Below are 20,944 nucleotides of genomic sequence, written 5' to 3'. Positions count from 1 at the left end.
GACCCACACGCGGGAGGCGGCGGCGCGGGGCGGTTGTCGGGTACGGCGGATCGCCGTACTGGTGAGAGAGAGGTGACCGACGCCCCGCGCCGCCGCGGTGCCGGGTTCCGAGTGCCCGGCGGTGGCCCGGATCGGGCCTGGTCACGAGGTCAAGGATGCGCCCGGTGTCAATGGGCCGGCAAGGCAATTAGGCGCGCCGGGGACGGCGTCCCAACCGGCGGGCAGGGGGCACCGGGAACGACGCGACGGTGTGAGGATGGCTGGTATGGGCACGGTGTACCCGGAGATCGGCGGGCGGCTGCGCACCTTCATCGAGGCGCAGCCGGTCTTCTTCGTGGCGACCGCCCCCACCTCGGTCGACGGGCACGTCAACCTGTCGCCGAAGGGCATGCGGGGCACGTTCGTGGTCCTCGGCCCGCACCGGGTGGCGTACCTCGACTACCACGGCAGCGGCGCGGAGACCATTGCCCACCTGCGGGACAACGGCCGGATCACGCTGATGTTCTGTGCCTTCGCCGGCCCGCCGAAGGTCGTCCGGTTGCACGGGCGGGGCGACACGGTCGCCGTGGGCACGCCCGACTTCGCCGCCCGGCTCGCCGACTTCCCCGACCCGCCCGACCCGCACGCCGTCCGGGCGGTGGTCACCGTCGAGGTCGACCGGGTATCCGACTCGTGCGGGTTCTCGGTGCCGCTGATGGAGTACCAGGGCGACCGGGACATGCTCCTCGCCTGCCACTCCCGGCGGACGACCGAGGACCTGGTGGTCTACCGGGCGACGAGGAACGCCACGAGCATCGACGGCCTGCCGGTCTTCTGACCTGCCGGCCCTCCTGCCGTCGACGGTCCGCCGCCGGTGGTGTGCCGGCGGGCCGAGCCCGGCGTACCCATCCGGGCCGACCTGACGATCCGGACGTCGACCGGGGACGTCAGGATGAGACACGGGTAAACAGCGTTGCGTGGACGGCATGCGTTACGTTGCTGTTCCGCTTGGGTACAACTCGGCGCACGGGCGGGCGAATATTCAAGGGGCGCGCCGGACATGGCCGGAGCGGGAGGCAGCATGAGCTCGGCCCAGGGGGGCGTGGACGAGCGTGGCCTGTGCGGGGGCACCACCGGGGGTGGACTGCCCCCGCAGTTGGTGGCCGCCTTCGCGGCTGGTGGCGAGATGGGCGCACGGATTCGTGACCTTGACTGGGCCGACAGTCCGGTCGGCAGCCCGGAGCAGTGGCCCTCGGCGCTGGCCAACGCGGTCGCCATGCTGCTCACCTCCAAGGCCCAGATCGTGATGTTCTGGGGTGCCGACCACCGGGCCTTCTACAACGACGCCTACCTGCCGACCATCGGCACCAAGCACCCGCACGCCCTCGGCCGGCCCGCTCGGGACCACTGGACGGAGACCTGGGCCGACCTCGCCCCGCTGCTGGACGGCGTCCGCCGCACCGGTGAGTCCTACCGGGCCGAGGACCGGCCCTTCCTGCTGCATCGGCACGGCTTCCTGGAAGAGGTCTACTTCGACGTCTCCTACGACCCGATCCGCGTCGACGACGGATCGATCGAGGGGGTGTACTGCATCGTCAACGAGACCACCGGGCGGGTGCTCGGTGAGCGACGCCTGCGGGCCCTGGCCGACCTCGGTGCCCGGCTCGTCGACGTGGGGAGCGGTGCCGAGTTGGGCCGGGCCACGGCCGAGGTGCTCGACGCGCACCACGAGGACCTCCCCGTCGGTCTGCTCTACCTGACCGACGCCTCCGGTCGGGTCACGCTGGCCGGGTGCAGCGGTGTCGACGCCGACCGGGTGACGTCCCCCGGTGCGCTGCCCGAGGCGGTCCGCCAGGTGGTCGCCGGTGCCGACGCCCGGTCGGTCGACCTCACCGACCTGGTCGACCCGGCACCACCCGGAAGCGCACCGAGAGCGGTGGTGCTTCCCGTGCTCGCCGCCCACGAGACCGTCGGGGCTCTCGTCCTCGGCACCGCCGAACGGTTCCCGCTGACCACCGAGTACCGCACCTTCCTCGACCTCGTCGCGGCCCAGGTCTCCCGCGCCGTGGCCCGGCAGCGGGCGTACGAGCAGGAGCAGGTTCGCGCCGCCGAACTGGCCGCGCTCAACCGGGCGAAGACCAACTTCTTCGCCAACGTCAGCCACGAGTTCCGCACCCCGCTGACCCTGGTGCTCGGGCCGCTGGAGGACCTGCTCGCCGATCCGGACCTGCCGGTGGACCACATCGAGCGGTTCACCGTGATGCACCGCAACGCGCTGCGTCTGCTCAAGTTGGTCAACACCGTCCTGGACTTCTCCCGGCTGGAGTCCGGCCGCCTCGCCGCCGACTACCGTCCCACCGACCTGGCCGACTACACCTCCCGGCTGTCCAGCACCTTCCGCTCGGCCGTGGAGCGGGCCGGGCTGCGGCTGACCGTGGACTGCCCACCGCTGCCCGCGCCGGTCTTCGTCGACCGGGACATGTGGGAGAAGATCGTGTTCAACCTGCTCTCCAACGCGGTGAAGTTCACCTTCGACGGGGAGATCCGGGTCCGCGTTCTCGCGGTGCCGGGCGGTGCGCGGCTGGAGGTGACCGACACCGGCGTCGGTATCGCCGACGACGAACGTGCGCAGGTCTTCGAGCGGTTCCACCGGGTGCCCGGGGTTCGCTCGCGTACCCACGAGGGGACGGGGATCGGCCTGGCGCTGGTCCGTGAGCTGGTGGAGATGCACGGCGGCGAGGTCGGTGTCGCCAGCCGGGTGGGCGAGGGGAGCACCTTCACCGTCACCGTTCCGTTCGGTTCCGCGCACCTGCCGGCCGACCGGGTCGTCGACCGACCCGTAGCGCTGACCGACTCCCAGCAGGCCCGGCTGTACGTCACCGAGGCCGCCTTCTGGTCCGCCGGTCCGGCACCGGCGTACGGAACGGACGAACCGGCCGGTCCCCGGGCGGGCCGCATCCTGGTCGTCGACGACAACGTCGACCTGCGGGAACATGTCACCCGGCTGCTCGCACCATCCTGGGAGGTCGTCGCGGTCGAGGACGGTGTCGCCGCCCTGGACGCGATCGAGAACACCTCGTTCGACCTGGTGCTGGCCGACGTGATGATGCCGAGACTCGACGGCTTCGGCCTGGTCACCGCGTTACGGGCCGATCCGCGTACCCGGTACGTGCCGATCGTGCTGCTCTCCGCCCGGGCCGGCTCGGTCGAGGCGGTCGCCGGGCTCGCCGTCGGCGCCGACGACTACCTGGCCAAGCCCTTCTCCGGGCAGGAACTGATCGCCCGGGTGCGGGCCAACGTCGAACTCGGGCAGCTGCGCGGGCAGATCATCCGGCGGCTGCGCGCCCTCGCCGACGCGGCGGTCGCGATCAACACCGCCCGCTCCACCGCCGACGTGGTCTCGGTCGCCGCCGCGCACGCGCTCAGCCTGGTCGACGCGGTACGGGCGGTGGTCACCGCCGGGGACGCCCGCTCCGAGGCGCACGGTGCCGGCGACGCGTCCGGAGACCCGTCGGTCGTCCTGCCGTTGGCCGGTACCACCGGCGAACCCCTCGGCGAACTACGGATCTGGCAGCCGGCCGCAGCCCGCGTGGACGCCGAGCAGGCCGTGCTGACCGAACTGGCCCGGCTGATCGGCGTGCGGTTGGAGAACGCCCGGCTCTACGAGGCCGAGCACCGCATCGCCACCACCCTCCAGCACAGCCTGCTGCCCCGCTCCCTGCCGCAGCGGCCCGACGCGGTGGTGGCCAGCCGCTACCTGCCCGGTAGCGGTGACGTCGAGGTCGGCGGCGACTGGTACGACGTGATCGAGGTCGACGACGAACTGGCGCTGGTCATCGGAGACGTGGTGGGCAAGGGTGTGCACGCCGCCGCGGCGATGGGACAGCTCCGTAACGCGCTGCGCGCGTACCTGCTGGAGGGCTTCGATCCGGGCGAGTCGCTGACCCGGCTCAACCGGCTGGTCGGCTCCGTCGAGCGGCGCTCGTTCGCCACTGTCGTCTGTCTCTGCTTCAATCCCCGAACCGGGCGGTTACGGTACGCCAGCGCAGGCCATCCGTCCCCGCTCCTGATCCGAGGAGGCGACGTGGCGTTCCTGCACGACCGCGCCCTGGGCCCGCCGGTCGGTGCCATTCCCGACACGTCGTACCGGACCGAGACGGACACGCTGGAGGCGGGCGGCCGGCTGCTGCTCTACACCGACGGCCTGATCGAGGACCGGACCCTCGGCATCGACGTCGGCTTGGGTCAGCTCAGGTCGGACGTGGCGGGCTTCAGCGGGCACGTCGCCGACCTGGTGGACTCCGTCGTCGAGCGGGTCGTCGATTGTCCACGCCGGGACGACGTGGCGGTGCTCGCGTTGGAGGCGACCGAGCGGGACCGCTTCGCGCTGCGGCTGCCCGCCGACCCGACCCGGCTGAGCGTGCTGCGCAAGCGGGTGGAGGACTTCCTCGTCGCCCACGACGTCGGCGAGATAGATCTGTTCGACCTGACCGTGGCGGTCTCCGAGGCGGCGGCGAACGCGATCGAGCATCCGGTGGCTCCGGCCGAGCCGGTGATCGACGTGGAGGTGACCATCGAGGACCGGACGGTGGTCGTCACCGTCCAGGACAGCGGCCAGTGGCGGGAGTCGTCCGGGTCGACGTTCCGGGGCCGGGGGCTCTCCCTGATCCGCGCGCTCGGCGACCTCTCGGTCCGCCGTACCGCGACCGGCACGGAGGTGACCCTGCGTCGCCGGCTGGCGGGCCGCCGCGGGGAGCACGAGCGGTCGGGTCGCGGCGAGGCGGCCTGAACGGCCGGTGGTGACGTGGGCCGGTCAGCTCGGGTCGAACCAGTCCTGGCCGGCGAGACCGGAGATCTCCAGCACCCGGCGCACCTGGCGGGACGGCAGCACGGCCAGCGTGCCCGGGAACCGCTCGGCGATCCGGACGACGGCGTGGATGGCGGCGGAGTCGAAGAAGGCGACCGCCCGCAGGTCCAGGGTCAGCCGTCGGGCCGGTTCCCGTAGCGCGATCTGGAGCATGGTGTCGGCGGTCGCCATGTCGACCTCACCGGTCACCACGACCCGGAGGTGGTCGCCGTCGACCTGCACGCTGGCAGCGAAGACGGGAGCGCTTCCCCCTTGATCCACGCCTGACACCATGGCACAGCACCCCGGTGGGGGCAACAGCCGCCCCCGGGCCGCCCGCTGCGTGCCGACCCTGTCCGGGGCGGCGATAGGCTTGGCGGATGACCGTCCGAGCGCCGTTGACCCCAGGCACGCTCTCTCCGTGGCGACCGGTGCCGTCGCACATCCGCCGCCCGGAGTACGTGGGCAAGAAGCGTCCGCAGCAGTGGACCGGCTCCCATGTGCAGAACCCGGAGACCATCGAGCGGATGCGCGTCGCCGGGCGGATCGCCGCGCAGGCGGTGCAGCTCGCCGGTGAGCACTGCAAGCCCGGCGTGACCACCGACGAGATCGACCGGGTGGTCCACGAGTTCCTGGTCGACCAGGGTGCCTACCCGTCGACGCTGGGCTACCGGGGCTTCCCCAAATCCTGCTGCACCAGCCTCAACGAGGTGATCTGTCACGGGATCCCGGACTCCACCGCGCTGCACGACGGTGACATCGTCAACGTCGACGTCACCGCGTACATCGGCGGGGTCCACGGGGACACCAACGCCACTTTCGGTGTCGGCGAGGTCAGGGAGGAGGCCCGGCTGCTGGTCGAGCGGACGCACGAGGCGATGATGCGGGGCATCCGCGCGGTCGCGCCCGGCCGTCAGATCAACGTCATCGGCCGGGTCATCGAGTCGTACGCCAAGCGGTTCGGTTACGGCGTCGTGCGCGACTTCACCGGCCACGGCATCGGGGAGGCCTTCCACAGCGGCCTGTACGTGCCGCACTACGACAGCCCGCGTCCCACCGACGTGATGGAGCCGGGGATGACCTTCACCATCGAGCCGATGATCACTCTCGGCACCCACCAGTACGACATGTGGGACGACGGTTGGACCGTGGTCACCAAGGACCGGAAGTGGACGGCCCAGTTCGAGCACACCGTCGTGGTCACCGAGAGCGGCCACGAGATCCTGACACTGCCGTGACCGACACACCTGCGGCGCTGCGGGAGGGGCACCACGCGGACGTCTCCGGCGGCTGGCTGCGTCCGGCGGTCTTCGGCGCGATGGACGGCCTGGTCACCAACATCGCCCTGATCGCGGGCGTGGGCGGCGGCGGGGTCTCGCCCCGGGCCGTCGTGCTCACCGGCACCGCCGGGCTGGTCGCCGGGGCGATCTCCATGGGGCTCGGCGAGTACACCAGCGTCCGCTCGGCCAACGAGCAGGTCGCCGCCGAGGTCGCCAAGGAACGCCGGGAGCTGGAGCGGCACCCCGAGGCGGAGGCCCGGGAACTGGCCGACGCCTGGGCCGCCCGCGGCCTCCCGTACGACCTGGCCCGCGAGGTCGCCGAGGCGGTCAGCCGCAACCCGGAGGAGGCGTTGCGGGTGCACGTCCGGGAGGAGTTGGGCGTCGACCCGGACGAGCAGCCCAGCCCGTGGACGGCGGCCTTCTCGTCGTTCGTGTTCTTCTCCATCGGGGCGCTGGTTCCGCTGCTCACCTACCTGGTCGGGTTCACCAATCTCTGGCTGGCTCTCGCGGTGGGTGGGGCCGGGCTCTTCGCCGCCGGGGCGATCGTCGCCCGGTTCACCAACCGGCCCTGGTGGACCAGCGGGCTGCGGCAGCTTCTCCTGGGCGCGGCGGCGGCCGCCGCGACGTACCTGATCGGGGCGCTGATCGGCGTCCAGGGCGGGATCGGCTGACGCGACCGGCGCGGTCCTCCCTGCGGCGTGCCCGGTCCCCGTCCACGGCGGGGCCGTCCTCCAGGCTGGACCCGGCCGCGGGGTCGGCGGCTCAGCCGTCGAGCAGGTCGTCGACGGGTGCTGTCCACCGGCCGGCCGCGCGCGGCCAGCTCGCCGGCCTGCCGCCGTAGCACCGCGCCCACCTCGGTCATGTCCGCCCCGGCAAGTCCGGTACGCCGTACCGCGTCCCCCGCGCGTCCCGGTAGTACGTGCGGCTCAGGTCGGCAGAGTCGATCGGGCGAGCGGGTCTTGTCGGGGCGGTCGGGTCAGGAGGGGCGGGCGGGTCTAGTCGGTACTAGATCGCGGTGTAGCCGCCGTCGATGACGATGTCCTGCGCGGTTAGGTACGTCGAGGCGTCGGACGCCAAGAAGCGGACCAGCCCGGCGAGATCCTCGGGCTTGGCCATGCGGCCCTGCGGGATACGGGCGACCCAGTCGTCGTGCAGCTCCGGCTCCCGGTCGAGGATGGCCTTCGTGAGGTCGGTGAGCACATATCCGGGCGAGATCGAATTTACCCGGATCCCGGCGGGCGCCCACTCGACGGCCAGCGACCTTCCCAGGTGCGCGACGGCGGCCTTGGACGCGTTGTACGACGCCGCCCATTGCGGCACGTTGACGATCGAGCCCGACATGGACGCGATGAAGATCGCGCTACCGGGCATTCCGGCCGTCAGTAGTCCGTTGGCGAATGCCTGGGCCGCGAAGAACGTGCCGGTGAGGTTGACGTCGATCACCCTCCGCCACTGCTCCGCGGTGACCTTGACCGAGTCGCCGTTGATTTCGATACCGGCGGCCGTGACCAAAACGGACGGAACGCCGAAGGTCTGCCGGACGGCCCGGAACGCGTCGGCAACCCCGTCCTGATCGGTGACGTCGATCTTCTGTCCGTGCGTGGCGACCCCGTACTCGTCGGCGATGGCCTTCGCGCTCTCCTCGACGGTGTCTAGCAGGTCGAGAAGGGCGACGTTCATGCCGTCTGCCGCCAAGGTTCTGGCGAGCGTCAGGCCAATGCCGCGGGCGCCTCCGGTGAGGACCGCGGTGCGGCTCGTCAGGTTGCTGGTCATGGCGCTCTCCCTCAACTGATCTCACCTGGTGGTGGCGGGCCAGGCGCGGCGCGCCTCGTCCCAGCCGATCCTGGTGGCGGCGATGAACTGGCGCGCTGCCGCCTCGCGGTCCGGGGCCGACAGCACGCCGCTGGTGGAGCCCGTGCCCTCGGCACCGGCCGCCATGACGGCCCGAGCTGTCGCGGGCGTCGAAATGCCACCGGCATGCATGGCCAACACGGCGTGGCCGGCCCGATGGATGGCTTCGGTCGACGTGGCGATCCAGTCGCGGCGGCCGGCCCTACTGGTGCCGATGAGACTGGGCGGCTCGTAGAGCACGACGGTCGGCTCCAAAGCGGCAAATCGGACCGCCTCGTGCTGGGTGGCGGCACACACCACCGTTTCGAGGCCTACCTCTACCGCGCGCTGCAGCGCTAGCTCCAGCTGCGTGCCGTCGAGCGGGTCGGCGTCGTGGTTGAGCATCACGCCCCAGGCGCCGGCATCTGCCAGCGACTCCGCCGTGACCCGGTTCATCGACGGACCGAGTCGATCGGTGTGCATGCCCTGCGCCAGCACGCGTACACCGCAGCCGAGCCCCTCGACCGGTGCGACCAGTGCGGTGGGCACAGTGAGAAGAACCGTGACGCCGTGGTCGTCGCCCGCGCGGCCGGCCGCGACCGCGACAGACTCGATCTCGCGGCGGCGGAGCAGGTTCTTCGGACCGATCTCGAAGAACGGCGGGGTCAGGGAGCCGGTCATTTCCCGATCAGCTTCCGCAGCCGCTCGGCGGTCGCGGGCAGGGTCACGGCCGGGTCGCCTTCGGTCGAGCATTCGAGGTTGACCGCGCCGTCGAAGCCGATCTCGTGCAGCGCGCCGAAGATGGACTCCCAATCGAGCCGGCCGTGCCCCGGTAGCAGCCGGTTGTTGTCGCCAAGGTGGACGTGGGCGACCCGGTCGCCGGCGCTGCGGATGGCTGCGGCGGGGTCTGCCTCCTCGATCGACATGTGGAAGGTGTCCGGCAGCAGCGCGGCGTTCGGGTGGGCGACAGCGTCGAGAATCTCGAGGTTGTCGGTCACGAGGTTGAGGTACCGGCACTCGTATCGGTTGATCGGCTCCAGCAGCACGCGACCGGGCGTTCCCTCGACTACGGCCAGTACCTCGCGGTAGAAGTCGATGAACTGCTCGGTCTGGCCGGCGTCGAGCTTCTGGTAGGGATGGAAGAGGGGCAACGGGTCGCGGGCGCCGTACTCGTACTCGATCTCGGTAACCGTGCCGATCTCGGCGCAGACCGAAGCGGCCTCCAGGTACATCGCGCGGCAGCGGGCCCGGCGGTCGGCGTCCGGCGACATCGCGTTGCCGTAGATCTCGTCGATGAGCACGAACTCCACGGGCCGGACGCCGGTGCGCTGTTCCAGAGTGACGAGCTCACGGCGCACGCCGTCGTTCCATTCCGCCAACGGGTGAAACACGGCGAGGGCGTCGTAACCCCACCGCTTCAGCGACTCGGCCTTGGCGGTCAGCGACTCTCCCGGGACCATCGGGGACGAGCAGGCCAGCATCATCGTGGATCTCCTTCCGGGTCGTTCATGAACAGGCGTCTCAGGTATTCGCCGAACAACTCGTACCGCGCGTCCCGCTCGGCGGACCGGCGCGGCTGGTAACGGGCGGTCGGCGGCCGACTGAGGTGGGCTGACTCACCAATTCCGTCAATCTGCCCGGAGGCGACGAGGGCGAGCGCGGCCGCTCCGCGGCAGGTGGCCTCCCGCTCGGCCGGGACGAGCACGTCGACGCCGCACACGTCGGCCTTGAGCTGGTTCCAGAACGGGGACGACGAACCACCGCCGGTGGAGACGATCTCGCGTACGCGAGCAGGGGTGAGATAGTCCACGTTGCGGCGCAGGAGGTGGGCCACGCCCTCCTCGACAGCGTAGGCGAGGTCGATCCGGTCGTGCGCGAGGTCCAGACCGAGGAACGCCCCCCGGGCGTGGGGGAAGTGGTCAGGTGGGTTCACCCCGGTGAGGTAGGGCAAAAAGATCGGTGCGTTGCCGGCGGTACGCGCGGCGAGGCGTTCCTCCAGATCGTCGTACGACATACCGCCGAGACCCTCGCGGCGGAACCATTCGAGCGAGACGCCCCCGCTGTCGACGCCGTTGAACAGGACGATGTCGCCGGGGCGCAGCCCGGCGTGGAACGACACCTTCCGCTCGGGATCAAACGACCAGCCCGCGGTGAGCATGGACAGCGACAGCACCGTTCCGGCGGATTCACTCACGGCCCCCGGCGTGTAGGAACCCGTGCCGGCCATGGCACAGAAGTGGTCGAGCGCTCCGGCGTTGACCCGGTAGGAACGGGCCGGCGGGAGGCGGTCGGCGATCTGCGGAAGTACGCGGCCGACGTCCGTCCCGGCCGGCACGATCGGGGCGAGCGACCCCGCCGGTACGGAGACGAAGTCGAGCATTTCCTCCCAGTAGCGACCGCGTCGTACGTCGTAGAGGTAGGTGAATCCTCGCGTCGTCACCTCGCCCACCGCGGTTCCCGTGAAGCGGCGGAGCAGGTCGTCCTTGACCATGAGGACGGCCGCCGTCCGGTCGAGCGTCCGTGGTTCGTGCTTGGCGAGCCAGCGCAGCTTGGCCGCCGGCCAGGTCGCCGACGGGCCGGGCTCGCCGGTGACCGCGAAGGCATTCTCGACGCCGAAGCGTTCGCCCAGCTCGCCGGCTTCGGCGGTGGCACGGTTGTCCAGCCACGAGAGCGCTGGTCGCACGGGATCGCCGCGCCGGTCGTTGAGCACCAACGACTCTGCCTGGCCGGTCAGGGCGATCACCGCGTCATGGCGGGCGGCGTCCCCGATCGACCCGGCACATTGGGCAATCAGCTCGATGACGAGGTCGAAGACTTCCTCGGGACGGAACTCGACGCGGTCGCCCGTGCGCTGGTACACCGCGGGCGCGGCGGCGACGGCCAGCCGGCGGAGGCACTCGTCGAAGACGACGACCTTGATGTTGGTGGTACCGACGTCCACCGCGTAAGCGAGCATGGTCAGGCGCCGAGCACCTGGAAGTGAACGGTCCGGGTCCGGGCACGGACGGCGTCGAGGTCGCCGAAGTAGACTCGGCCGAACTCCCCGAGCAGCAGCGTGCCGTCAACGAGCGGAATGCTTTCCGAACGGCCCAAAATCGAAGAGATGATGTGCCCGTCGGTGTTCAGGCCCCATTCCGGAAGCTCGTCGCGCAATTTGGCGGCATTGCGGATGTGGATCGGGCCAGGATGCAGGTACTGTCCCTCGTGCCGGGTCGGAGGCGCGATCTTGGCGAAGACGTTGAGGGTATCCTGCAGCAGTAGCTGGGTGCCGTAGTACGTGACGTCCTCGGACTCCTCCTGGAGCAGGACGCAGCAGCTCGTGTGGGCCGAGTAGGCGATGGCGAGCCCGTCACGTACACCGGTGCCGGCGACGAATTCCTCCAGCTGGGCGGTCACATCGTAGAACTCCTGCCGAGCCGGGGTCTCGATCGTGACGGACGTGTAGTAGGCGGACATCGGCTACCTCTCGCTCTCCGGATGATTCGGCGAGATCAGGATGCGACGAACGCTCTTGCAACGGAAGGGAAAGATTGCGATGATCTGATAAGCGGCGCCTATCACGAACCCCTGGGAGGTGCGATGAACCATGGCGCGAGCCTTCGCTTGCTGAAATACTTCGATGCCCTCGCTAGTACACTGAATTACCATAAAGCGGCCGAACGGCTCTTCATTTCCCAGCCGGCCTTGTCGGCGGCGATTCGACAACTCGAGAGCCACATCGGTGGCCGGCTGTTCGAGCGGGACACACATTCGGTCGCGCTTACCGTACTCGGTCGGGAGTGGCTGCCCCACGTCCGGAAGGCGCTGCACGAGGTCGAAGCGGCGTTCGACGTCGTCGAAAACCTCGTCGGCAGCGCCCAGATCCGGGTCGGTTACCTGACCGGCATGGGCGCCGACCTGCTGTTCGAGTTGCTTGACGGGGTGGAGAAGAGCCTGCCCAAGCTGTCCCTGGAGATCACCGAGTACGACTTCTCAGACCCGACCGTAGGCCTCCGGTCGGGCGCGTGCGAGATCGCGCTCCTGCGGCTCCCGGTGGACGTCCCCGATCTCGAGTCGGTGGTCGTCGCCAAGGAGTCCTGGGTCGCCTGCCTACCGCGTACGCATCGCTTCGCCGACCGCGCCCAGCTGCACATCGGCGAGCTGCTGGACGAACCGATCGTCGTCGCCCCCCAATCGGCTGGTGTCTGGCGCGACTACTGGATGGCTAGCGACGTCCGAGACGGCAAACCGGCGAACGTCGCCGCGGAGGCGGCCACCTACGAGGCCGAGACGACGATGGTCTCCCGCGGAGTCGGGATCAGCTTCACGACGTCCTCGCTCACGCGTCTCTACGATCGGCCGGGGATCAGGTTCGTCCCCATCGTCGACCGACCGGCTAGCGTGACAGCCGTCGCCTGGCGCCCGAACCGCCTGTCGGCCGGCGGGCGACAGGTGGTGCGGTACATGCTCAGACGCGTCCCTCGCACGAGCCAGCGGCGGTCATAACCCCTGGTTACCGGTAGATAGAAGCTCCGTCCTTCCAGTCCGGCCACTGCCAGAGATTCACTGCTGACAGCCCTCGGCCGTGCGGGCCCGAGGTCGTCAGCAGAGGGAGTGCGGCATGACTGACCGGGCGTCACGACCCAGACTCGACACCGACCAACCGACAGGACCCAGACTTGACCTCGCTCCACCGCCGCGAGTCGTCGGCGAGGACGAGGATGCCCGGCTTGCCGAGTTCGGGTACGAGCAGAAGCTCGACCGCTCGGTCGGCAAGATCGCCTCATTCGCCATCGGCTTCTCGACGATCAGCGCGACCACCGCCGTCTTCACCGGGTTCGGGGCCGGCTATTTCAATGCCGGGTCCCCGTTCATCTGGACCCTCTTCCTGGCGATCCCGGTGTTCCTGCTGTGGACCGTGATCGCCGCCGACATGGCCGCCAAGATCCCCCTGGCCGGGTACGCCTACCAGTGGACGAGCCGGCTCAACGGCTCCAGCTACGGCTGGTTCACCGGGTGCGCGGCGCTCATCGGCTGGGTCAGCGGAATGACGAGCCTGGGTTACATCTTCGCCGGCTATCTGGGCAGCCTCCTGGGGTGGGACCTCACCCAGGCCGGGCAGATCTTCATCGCCATCGGCGTGGTCAGCATCTGCACCCTTATCAATGCCTACCGGTTGCGTCTGGCCACGCTCCTCAACAACATCGGCGTCGGCCTCGAGCTGGTCATCACCATCGCCGTCACGCTCATCGTGGCGGTGGTGGCGTTCGCCGTCCACGACGACGCCCAGCCGATCAGCTCGCTGTTCCAAGGTACGACGCCCGACGGCCAGACGCAGTCGTACTTCCTCGCCTGGCTGACCGCGTCGCTGGGACCGTTCTTCGGCCTGGTCGGCGTCGAAGCGGTCGCCGACGTGGCCGAGGAAACCAAGGGTGCGCGTCGGATCATTCCCCGCACGATGTTCTACGCGTTCGCGACCTCGTGCGTCATCGAGTTCCTCATGTACTTCGTGTACGTCCTCGCCATCAGGAACCCGAGTGAACTCACCGACTCGTCCGCCCCGATCGAGGTGATCATCACCCAGCAGCTGGGTCCGGTGTTCTCGCGCATCACCGTGGCGATCGCACTGACGAACATCCTCGTCTGCCTGCTCGCCAACGTCTTGGTGGCGACGCGGCTGCTGTACTCCCTCTCGCGCGACAACATGATGCCGTTCTCCCATGCCCTCCGGCACGTCTCGCCGACCCGCAAGACGCCGTCCACCGCCGTCGTCAGCCTCGGTGTGGTCTCGGTGCTCATGCTGCTGTCCGCCCTGGTCAACGCGCGTGCATTCAACTACTTCTTGGGAATCGCCACGCTCGCGTTCTTCACCACCTACGTCCTGCAGACCATCGGACTGCTCGTCGCGAGTCGGCAGGGACGAGTTCCTGCGGCGGAGCCCGGGACCTACGACCTGGGGAAAGCGCGGACCCCGGTGCTGGTGACCAGCCTGGTGGTCTTCCTCCTGGTCGAGGCCGCCCTGCTGTTCCTCCCTGCGTTTGCCGGGAACGGCCTCGTGTTCGCCGGCATCCTCGGACTCCCGCTGCTCTGGTGGCTGCTGGTCCTCCGGCGCAGGTTGAAGGCCGGCGGGGCGGGAACGCGATACGCCCAGCAACACCCGGACGAAAATCAGTCCGCGGGACTACGCGTCTGAACGTTCTGACGACGGTCCTTGGGGACGGCGGATCATGCCTGGCCGGATCGAGACACGATCGCAGGCGGACCTGCCCGAACCGCGGACCCTGGAACTCGAGAGCGTCATGTCGCCGCGCGACGCGTTCGTCGGCCGCGCCGAGCAGGTTCCCATCGAGGACGGCCGGAGCGCCGCGAAATGGTCAGCCCGTACCCGCCGGGCGTTCCGGTGCTCGTGCCGGGTGAACGGATCAGCCAGGCCGCCCTCGACTACCTGACCAGCGGCGTGCGAGCCGGCATGCTCATCCCCGGGTTATTTTTCTGCGAGCCCTCAGCTAAGGGCTCGCAGAAAAATAACACGTCGGTTCCGAATCTGGCGGCCACGAATGTGATGTGTGGATCCCGCCACCTGCTGAGATCCGCGCACAGGCTCGGGTGCCAGGCTGACAGGAACCCCGGCATCGCTGCAGGCCATTGGCATCTAGCAGATGGAAATCCGCGCGGGCGGAAATCTGCGCGTTATTCTTCTGCGAGCCCTAACTGAAACGGCGTTGGGTCTAGTCGGGGCGGTCGGGGCGGTCGGGTCAGGAGGGGCGACCGGGGAACGGGACGGTCGACGGCGTGATGCCGGCGGTGCGCCGCCAGCGGGTCGCCCGCAGCGCGCAGTCGGTCAGCGCCGCCAGGGCCCGGGTGCGTTCCGCCCCGGTGGTGGCGGCCAGCGCCGCCCGCCAGTACCCGGCGGTGCGTTCCTCCACCTCGACCGCCAGCCGCAGCGCACTCGTGGCGTCGGTGACCGGGTAGGGCAGCGCGTAGCCGGCCCGGTCGGCCGGGACGGTGCCGCCGCCGGTGCTCAACCGCAGCACCAGGTCGTCGCGGCGGCGCCGGTGCGCGGACTCCGCCTCCCGGGCGGCCCGCTGGGCGGTGCCGGTGAGTCGCACCCCGATCGGCCCGTACGCGAAGATCGCCGCGTACTCGGCGGTCAGCGCGGCGCCGAGCGCCTCCTCGGCGGTCACCGGAGCACCTCCACGTGCGTGGCGCGGGCCGCCGCGATCGAACCGACCAGGGCGGCCCGGTCGGCCGGGGCCTGCGCGCAGAAGGTCGCCGCCTCGGCGCGTCCGCGCTCCTCCTCCGCGCGCAGCCCGGCGAGGACGGTGCCGGCGTCCCCGGTGGGACCGCCGGCCGGCGCGGACGGGCTGGGCGAGGGGAGTGCCAGCCCGATCGCGGCGGCCAACTCGGTGGCGTGTGCCCGGTGCGCCTCGGCGATCGGGGTGAGCCGGGCGGCGAGCGCCGGGTCGGCGTCCATCGCGGCCCGGTACCGGTCCGCCAGGGCGAGCGCGCCGTCGACCAGGGGGGTCAGCGGGTCGGGCGGGGGCGGCGGGTCGTCCCGGTCGAGGAGTCCGCAGCCGGCCACCGACGCGGTGGCTCCGCCGAGGACCAGGGCCACTCCGGTACGCAGCACCCTCCGCCGGGAATGTCCGGCCGCTCCGTCGCGCTGTGTTGCTCTGCCGATCGCCACCGGACAAGTCAACACCATCCGCTACCGTTCGCGGGCAAGGGCGTCGGTGCGCCGCCCGGCCGGTCCGGCCGACGGCGCGTTACGCTCTGCGCAGCCACCGGCGGCGAACCGCCCCGGTGGCGTGCCGCCGTGGCTGCCCGCCCGGGTGCCGTCGATGTCGAGAGGGGTGCGCCAGATGACGCAGCGTGGCCGTGCCACCAGGTCGACGGGGAGACCCCGTCCCGCCGGTGCGCCGCGCGGGGATCTCGCCGCCCGTCGGTCCCGGCTGCGGTCCGTGATCGAGCCGGTGGTGGTCGCCGCCGGGTACGACCTGGAGGATCTCTCCGTCTCGCGGGCCGGACGCCGGCACGTGGTCCGGGTGATCGTCGACGGTGACCGGGGCGTCAGCCTCGACGCGGTGGCCGACGTCTCCCGGGCGGTCTCCTCGGCGCTGGATGCGGCGGAGGAGGCGAGCGGCGACATCGTCGCGGGGGAGTACCAGCTCGAGGTGAGTTCGCCGGGCGTGGACCGCCCGCTGACCCTGCCCCGGCACTGGCGCCGCAACGTCGGCCGGCTGGTACGGGTGACGGCCCGGGTGGCCGTGCCGGACCAGCGTGCCGGGGAGCCGGGGGACCGTCAGGTCACCGGCCGGGTGCTGGACGCCGGTGACGAGCGGGTGGTGCTCGACGTGGACGGCGAGCGGTGGGAAAGGGCCTACGCCGAACTCGGCCCCGGCCGCGTACAGGTCGAATTCAGCCGCCTCGACGAGGTGGCGGACGACGAGTTCGGCGACGACATCGACGACGACGAAGATGAAGTGGAGGACGAGGAGAGGTGAACATCGACCTCGCGGCGCTGCGCGCACTGGAGCGCGAGCGGGAGATCCCGTTCGACACGATCCTCGCGGCGATCGAGACCGCGCTGCTGACCGCCTACCGGCACACCGAGGGTGCGCAGTCGCACGCCCGGGTGGAGATCGACCGCAAGACCGGTCAGGCCCTGGTCTACGCCCAGGAGCTGGACCCCGACGGCACCGTCGTCCGGGAGGTCGACGACACCCCGCACGACTTCGGCCGGATCGCCGCGATGACCGCCAAGCAGGTGATCCTCCAGCGCCTGCGGGAGGCCACCGACGAGGTGCACTTCGGCGAGTACGTCGGACGCGACGGGGACCTGGTCACCGGCGTGGTCCAGGCACACGAGGCCCGCGCCGAGAAGGGCATCGTCAGCGTCGACCTCGGCAAGCTGGAGGGTGTGCTGCCGCAGTCGGAGCAGGTGCCCGGCGAGCGGTACACGCACGGAGAGCGCATCCGCTGCGTGGTCGTGCATGTCGCCAAGGGCATGCGCGGTCCGCAGATCACCCTCTCCCGGTCCCACCCGGCGCTGGTGAAGAAGCTCTTCGCCCTGGAGGTGCCGGAGATCGCGGACGGCACCGTGGAGATCAGCGCCATCGCGCGTGAGGCAGGTCACCGTACGAAGATCGCGGTCCGCTCCACCACGCCCGGGGTGAACGCCAAGGGCGCCTGCATCGGCCCGATGGGGCAGCGGGTCCGCGCCGTGATGAGTGAACTGCACGGCGAGAAGATCGATATCATCGACTGGTCGGACGACCCGGCGACCTTCGTCGGCAACGCGTTGTCGCCGGCCAAGGCACTCCGGGTCGAGGTGGTCGACCTGGCCACCCGGACGGCACGGGTCACCGTGCCCGATTTCCAACTTTCGTTGGCTATCGGGCGGGAAGGGCAGAACGCCCGGCTTGCTGCCCGACTGACCGGATGGCGGATCGACATCCGGTCCGACGCCGAGCAGTCGGCCCCGGCGGGACGGCGCGGTGCTGATCACGTCCCGGAGCCGGGCGGCGCGATCTCGAGCAGCTAGGGGTAGACTTTCTCAAGTGGTACGACGCGCGCAGCCGGAGCGCACCTGTGTGGGCTGCCGGAAACGGGCGCCGGCCAGTGAACTCCTGCGGATCGTCGCGGTTGGCGACGAGGCTGGTCACAGCCTCCGACCCGATCCGGCCCGTAGGCTGCCGGGTCGGGGAGCGAACCTGCACCCGGATCCGGCCTGCTTCGCGCTGGCGGTGCGACGCCGCGCCTTCGGGCGTGCGTTACGGATCGCCGGGGTTCCCGATCATGGTGAGCTGGCGAAGCACGTCGACGCGCCAAGCTTCACGTCCGGTCAGCCCGACCGGACGGGAGTCGCTAGCAAGGTAGGACGACCGACATGAGCACACGATGAAGTCCCTGAAATGACCAGGCTTCAAGTGCAGGAGTGAGGTCGCTGCGGGTGCTGCCCGCACGACCTCGGAGTGAGGAGTGCAGTGGCAGGTAAGGCCCGCGTACACGAGCTGGCAAAGGAGCTCGGGGTCGAGAGTAAGACCGTTCTCGCCAAGCTGAAGGAAATGGGCGAGTTCGTGAAGTCCGCGTCCAGCACCGTCGAGGCGCCCGTCGCCCGACGGCTGCGGGGCGCATTCGTCGCGTCCGCCGATGGTTCGGCACCGTCCGCTCCGGCGGCGGCCACCCCGAGCCCGGCCCCGCGACCGACCCCGACCCCACCGCCGACCCCCGGCGAACCCCGGATCTCGGCCAAGCCGATGCCGCCCCGGCGGCCGGTGCCCGGTCCGAAGCCGAAGGGGCCGGTCCCCGGCCCGCCGGCCGCGGCGACCCCGGTCGCCAAGCCGGCGAGTGCCCACGACATCGAGGTGGCCGCCGCCGAGGCGCGCGCCGCCCAGCTGAAGGCCGACCAGGAGGCCGCGGTCAAGGCCGCCCAGGCCGCCCGGCAGCAGCAGCGTGAGAACGTCCGCCGGGAGCCCCCGACGGACGGCACCAACCGCCCCGGCCCCCGGCCGGGTCCGGGTCCGGGTCCGGGCGCGATGCCGCCCCGCCCGGGTTCGCTGGCCGCCGGTCGTACCGGCACGCCGGCCCCGGGTCGTCCCGGTCCCGGCGGACGCCCGCCGGCCCGTGGCGCGGGCAACAACCCGTTCGGTATCCAGGGTGGCGGCCAGGCCCGGCCGCCGGCGAGCAGCGCCGGCGGACCACGGCCGAGCCCGGCCTCGATGCCGCCCCGGCCGAGTCCGGCCTCGATGCCGCCCCGGCCGAGTCCGGCTTCGATGCCGAGCCAGCGTCCCGGTCGTCCGGGCGGGCCCGGCGCGGGTCGTCCCGGCGGCGGCGCGGGCCGTCCCGGTGGCGGTGGCGGCGGCGGTGGCTTCCGCGGTGGCCCCGGTGGCGGTGGCGGCGGCGGTGGCTTCCGCGGTGGCCCCGGTGGTGGCGGCGGTGGCGGTGGCTTCCGTGGCGGTCCCGGTGGTGGCGGCGGCGGTGGCGCCGGTGCCGGTGGCGGGTTCCGTCCCGGTGCGCCCGCCGGTGGCGGCGGTCGTCCCGGTGGCGGCGGCCGTGGCCGTGGCGGCGGTGCCGCGGGTGCCTTCGGGCGTCCGGGTGGCCGGCCGACGCGTGGTCGCAAGTCCAAGAAGCAGCGCAGACAGGAGTTCGACAACCTGTCGGCTCCGACCATGAGCTCGGGTGCGCCCCGGGGTCAGGGTCAGGTCGTCCGGCTCTCCCGTGGCGCCTCGCTGTCGGACTTCGCCGACAAGATCAACGCCAACCCGGGTTCGCTGGTCCAGGAGATGTTCAACCTGGGCGAGATGGTCACCGCGACCCAGTCCTGCTCTGACGACACCCTGCTGCTGCTGGGTGAGCACCTCGGCTTCAACGTGCAGATCGTCAGCCCGGAGGACGAGGACCGCGAGCTGCTCGCGCAGTTCAACATCGACCTCGACGCCGAGGTCGCGGAGGACCGCCTGGTCAGCCGTGCGCCGGTGGTGACCGTCATGGGTCACGTCGACCACGGTAAGACCAAGCTGCTCGACGCGATCCGCAAGGCGAACGTCGTGGCCGGCGAGGCGGGTGGCATCACCCAGCACATCGGTGCGTACCAGGTCCACGTCCCGCACGACGGCGAGGACCGGGCAGTGACCTTCATCGACACCCCGGGTCACGAGGCGTTCACCGCCATGCGTGCCCGTGGTGCCCAGGTCACCGACATCGTGGTGCTGGTGGTCGCGGCCGACGACGGCGTGATGCCGCAGACGATCGAGGCGCTCAACCACGCCAAGGCGGCGGACGTGCCGATCGTGGTCGCGGTCAACAAGGTCGACAAGCCGGAGGCCAATCCGGACAAGGTCCGCCAGCAGCTGACCGAGTACGGCCTGGTCGCCGAGGAGTACGGCGGCGACACCATGTTCGTCAACGTGGCGGCCAAGCCGGGCATCGGCATCGACGAGCTGCTCGAGGCCGTCCTGCTCACCGCGGACGCGTCGCTGGAGCTGACCGCTCCGATCGACGGGCCGGCGCAGGGTGTGGCCATCGAGGCGCACCTGGACAAGGGCCGTGGTGCGGTCGCGACCGTGCTGGTGCAGAAGGGCACCCTGCGGGCGGGCGACTCGATCGTCGCCGGTGGGGCGCACGGCCGGGTCCGGGCGATGCTCGACGAGAACGGCAACCAGGTCGCCGAGGCCGGTCCGGCCCGTCCGGTCCTGGTGCTCGGTCTGACCGCGGTGCCGGGTGCGGGTGACACCTTCCTGGCGGCCGAGGACGACCGTACGGTGCGCCAGATCGCCGAGCAGCGGCAGGCGCGGCGGCGGGCGGCGAGCTTCGCCAACTCCCGTGGCCGGGCCACCCTCGAGACGCTCATGGAGCAGCTCAAGGAGGGCGAGAAGACCTCGCTCAACCTGGTGCTCAAGGGCGACGTCTCCGGTTCCGTGGAGGCCCTCGAGGACGCGCTGTTCAACCTCGACATCCCCGAGGAGGTCCAGCTCAGGATCATCCACCGGGGTGTCGGCGCGATCACCGAGAGCGACGTCATGCTCGCGAGTGCCTCGTCCGAGGCGGTCACGATCATCGGCTTCAACGTGCGGGCCGCCAACAAGGTCCGTGAGATCGCCGACCGCGAGGGCGTGGAGATCCGGTACTACACCGTCATCTACCAGGCCATCGAGGAGATCGAGGCGGCGCTCAAGGGCCTGCTCAAGCCGGAGTACGAGGAGGTCGAGCTGGGCACCGCGGAGATCCGCGACGTCTTCCGCTCGTCCAAGGTCGGCAACATCTCCGGTTGCATCGTCCGGTCCGGGATCATCCGGCGGAACGCCAAGGCGCGGCTGCTGCGCGACGGGGCGGTCGTGGCGGACAACCTCACGATCAGCTCGCTCAAGCGGTTCAAGGACGACGCGACCGAGGTGCGCGAGGGCTTCGAGTGTGGTCTGACCCTGGGCGGTTACAACAACGTCCAGGTCGGCGACGTCATCGAGACCTTCGAGATGCGCGAGAAGGCCCGTAGCTGACGCTCGGGACACCCGATCAAGGGGTTTACGCC

At 70.8% G+C, this 20,944-nt stretch carries 20 protein-coding genes and 1 pseudogene; 11 read left to right on the top strand and 10 right to left on the bottom strand.

Translation table 11 applies throughout. From position 1 onward, the window contains the following. Positions 1–265 precede the first annotated feature (265 nt). On the top strand, positions 266–817 hold the full coding sequence (locus GA0074694_RS30130; protein ID WP_091463241.1) for a pyridoxamine 5'-phosphate oxidase family protein: 552 nt from the start codon (positions 266–268) through the stop codon (positions 815–817). A gap of 243 nt (positions 818–1,060) precedes the next feature. Next, positions 1,061–4,768, top strand: a complete 3,708-nt coding sequence (locus GA0074694_RS30125; protein ID WP_425413654.1) for a SpoIIE family protein phosphatase — start codon at positions 1,061–1,063, stop codon at positions 4,766–4,768. Between the two features lie 24 nt (positions 4,769–4,792). On the opposite strand, the gene GA0074694_RS30120 is transcribed toward GA0074694_RS30125, so the two are convergent. Continuing rightward, positions 4,793–5,107, bottom strand: coding sequence for an STAS domain-containing protein (locus tag GA0074694_RS30120; RefSeq protein WP_245714986.1), 315 nt, complete (start codon positions 5,105–5,107; stop codon positions 4,793–4,795). A gap of 98 nt (positions 5,108–5,205) precedes the next feature. Between GA0074694_RS30120 and map the strand changes: the two genes are divergently transcribed. Together map and GA0074694_RS30110 are read left to right on the top strand one after the other, a co-directional pair. After that, a complete protein-coding gene (gene map, locus GA0074694_RS30115; RefSeq protein ID WP_091463239.1) occupies positions 5,206–6,063 on the top strand; it encodes a type I methionyl aminopeptidase in 858 nt (285 codons plus the stop codon). Continuing rightward, positions 6,060–6,776, top strand: a complete 717-nt coding sequence (locus GA0074694_RS30110) for a VIT1/CCC1 transporter family protein (protein WP_091463238.1) — start codon at positions 6,060–6,062, stop codon at positions 6,774–6,776. Before map ends, GA0074694_RS30110 begins: the two co-directional genes overlap by 4 nt. A 91-nt stretch (positions 6,777–6,867) precedes the next feature. Here the strand turns inward: GA0074694_RS30110 and GA0074694_RS33505 are convergent. From GA0074694_RS33505 to GA0074694_RS30085, 6 genes and pseudogenes are all read right to left on the bottom strand, one after another. Beyond that, a pseudogene (locus GA0074694_RS33505) lies at positions 6,868–7,035 on the bottom strand (nucleotidyltransferase domain-containing protein); the annotation flags it as partial. A 75-nt stretch (positions 7,036–7,110) separates the two neighbouring features. After that, positions 7,111–7,878: an SDR family oxidoreductase gene (locus GA0074694_RS30105; RefSeq protein ID WP_091463237.1), complete on the bottom strand. Its 768-nt coding sequence runs from the start codon at positions 7,876–7,878 to the stop codon at positions 7,111–7,113. 21 nt (positions 7,879–7,899) lie between these two features. Beyond that, entirely contained in the window at positions 7,900–8,616 is a 717-nt protein-coding gene (locus GA0074694_RS30100) for a triose-phosphate isomerase (RefSeq protein WP_091463236.1), read from the bottom strand. Further along, complete coding sequence (locus GA0074694_RS30095; RefSeq protein WP_091463235.1) at positions 8,613–9,419, bottom strand: sugar phosphate isomerase/epimerase family protein; 807 nt, start codon at positions 9,417–9,419, stop codon at positions 8,613–8,615. The genes GA0074694_RS30100 and GA0074694_RS30095 overlap by 4 nt, the downstream gene beginning before the upstream one ends. After that, positions 9,416–10,876, bottom strand: coding sequence for an FGGY-family carbohydrate kinase (locus GA0074694_RS30090; protein ID WP_176738165.1), 1,461 nt, complete (start codon positions 10,874–10,876; stop codon positions 9,416–9,418). Before GA0074694_RS30090 ends, GA0074694_RS30095 begins: the two co-directional genes overlap by 4 nt. 17 nt (positions 10,877–10,893) lie before the next feature. Beyond that, a complete protein-coding gene (locus GA0074694_RS30085; RefSeq protein WP_091463233.1) occupies positions 10,894–11,391 on the bottom strand; it encodes a YjbQ family protein in 498 nt (165 codons plus the stop codon). A 123-nt stretch (positions 11,392–11,514) separates the two neighbouring features. Here GA0074694_RS30085 and GA0074694_RS30080 point away from each other — a divergent pair, with 123 nt between their 5' ends. From GA0074694_RS30080 to GA0074694_RS34420, 3 genes are all read left to right on the top strand, one after another. After that, positions 11,515–12,420, top strand: coding sequence for a LysR family transcriptional regulator (locus tag GA0074694_RS30080; RefSeq protein WP_091463232.1), 906 nt, complete (start codon positions 11,515–11,517; stop codon positions 12,418–12,420). Between the two features lie 115 nt (positions 12,421–12,535). Continuing rightward, entirely contained in the window at positions 12,536–14,107 is a 1,572-nt protein-coding gene (locus tag GA0074694_RS30075) for an APC family permease (protein WP_091463231.1), read from the top strand. A gap of 177 nt (positions 14,108–14,284) precedes the next feature. Next, on the top strand, positions 14,285–14,629 hold the full coding sequence (locus GA0074694_RS34420; RefSeq protein WP_218105837.1) for an Orn/Lys/Arg family decarboxylase: 345 nt from the start codon (positions 14,285–14,287) through the stop codon (positions 14,627–14,629). A gap of 40 nt (positions 14,630–14,669) precedes the next feature. On the opposite strand, the gene GA0074694_RS30065 is transcribed toward GA0074694_RS34420, so the two are convergent. From GA0074694_RS30065 to GA0074694_RS32065, 3 genes are all read right to left on the bottom strand, one after another. Continuing rightward, positions 14,670–15,098 (bottom strand): ferritin-like domain-containing protein, encoded by a 429-nt coding sequence (locus GA0074694_RS30065; protein ID WP_091463230.1) that lies wholly within the window; start codon positions 15,096–15,098, stop codon positions 14,670–14,672. Then, positions 15,095–15,544, bottom strand: coding sequence for a hypothetical protein (locus GA0074694_RS30060; protein ID WP_176738164.1), 450 nt, complete (start codon positions 15,542–15,544; stop codon positions 15,095–15,097). Before GA0074694_RS30060 ends, GA0074694_RS30065 begins: the two co-directional genes overlap by 4 nt. 78 nt (positions 15,545–15,622) lie before the next feature. Next, positions 15,623–15,799, bottom strand: a complete 177-nt coding sequence (locus tag GA0074694_RS32065; RefSeq protein ID WP_176737959.1) for a hypothetical protein — start codon at positions 15,797–15,799, stop codon at positions 15,623–15,625. Between GA0074694_RS32065 and rimP the strand changes: the two genes are divergently transcribed. From rimP to infB, 4 genes are all read left to right on the top strand, one after another. Further along, positions 15,777–16,418 (top strand): ribosome maturation factor RimP, encoded by a 642-nt coding sequence (gene rimP, locus GA0074694_RS30055; RefSeq protein WP_091464401.1) that lies wholly within the window; start codon positions 15,777–15,779, stop codon positions 16,416–16,418. The genes GA0074694_RS32065 and rimP overlap by 23 nt on opposite strands. After that, on the top strand, positions 16,415–17,458 hold the full coding sequence (nusA, locus tag GA0074694_RS30050; RefSeq protein WP_091463229.1) for a transcription termination factor NusA: 1,044 nt from the start codon (positions 16,415–16,417) through the stop codon (positions 17,456–17,458). Before rimP ends, nusA begins: the two co-directional genes overlap by 4 nt. Positions 17,459–17,474: 16 nt before the next feature. Continuing rightward, the gene (locus tag GA0074694_RS30045; RefSeq protein ID WP_091463228.1) at positions 17,475–17,807 is read left to right on the top strand and encodes a YlxR family protein; all 333 of its coding nucleotides are present in this window, start codon (positions 17,475–17,477) and stop codon (positions 17,805–17,807) included. A gap of 93 nt (positions 17,808–17,900) precedes the next feature. Then, entirely contained in the window at positions 17,901–20,912 is a 3,012-nt protein-coding gene (gene infB, locus GA0074694_RS30040) for a translation initiation factor IF-2 (RefSeq protein WP_091463227.1), read from the top strand. Positions 20,913–20,944 lie beyond the last annotated feature (32 nt).

Origin of the sequence: Micromonospora inyonensis (assembly GCF_900091415.1) — a bacterium.
Taxonomy (GTDB): domain Bacteria; phylum Actinomycetota; class Actinomycetes; order Mycobacteriales; family Micromonosporaceae; genus Micromonospora; species Micromonospora inyonensis.
Note: the sequence above shows the minus strand (reverse complement) of the source record. Positions and strands in the feature narration are given on the sequence as shown.

Coding starts and splice junctions, on each gene's coding strand:
- GA0074694_RS30100 (WP_091463236.1), bottom strand. CDS start 8,616: ATGACCGGCTCCCTGACCCCGCCGTTCTTCGAGATCGGTCCGAAGAAC.
- GA0074694_RS30105 (WP_091463237.1), bottom strand. CDS start 7,878: ATGACCAGCAACCTGACGAGCCGCACCGCGGTCCTCACCGGAGGCGCC.
- GA0074694_RS30095 (WP_091463235.1), bottom strand. CDS start 9,419: ATGATGCTGGCCTGCTCGTCCCCGATGGTCCCGGGAGAGTCGCTGACC.
- GA0074694_RS30125 (WP_425413654.1), top strand. CDS start 1,061: ATGAGCTCGGCCCAGGGGGGCGTGGACGAGCGTGGCCTGTGCGGGGGC.
- map (WP_091463239.1), top strand. CDS start 5,206: ATGACCGTCCGAGCGCCGTTGACCCCAGGCACGCTCTCTCCGTGGCGA.
- GA0074694_RS34420 (WP_218105837.1), top strand. CDS start 14,285: ATGGTCAGCCCGTACCCGCCGGGCGTTCCGGTGCTCGTGCCGGGTGAA.
- GA0074694_RS30080 (WP_091463232.1), top strand. CDS start 11,515: ATGAACCATGGCGCGAGCCTTCGCTTGCTGAAATACTTCGATGCCCTC.
- GA0074694_RS30130 (WP_091463241.1), top strand. CDS start 266: ATGGGCACGGTGTACCCGGAGATCGGCGGGCGGCTGCGCACCTTCATC.
- GA0074694_RS30075 (WP_091463231.1), top strand. CDS start 12,536: ATGACTGACCGGGCGTCACGACCCAGACTCGACACCGACCAACCGACA.
- rimP (WP_091464401.1), top strand. CDS start 15,777: ATGACGCAGCGTGGCCGTGCCACCAGGTCGACGGGGAGACCCCGTCCC.
- GA0074694_RS30085 (WP_091463233.1), bottom strand. CDS start 11,391: ATGTCCGCCTACTACACGTCCGTCACGATCGAGACCCCGGCTCGGCAG.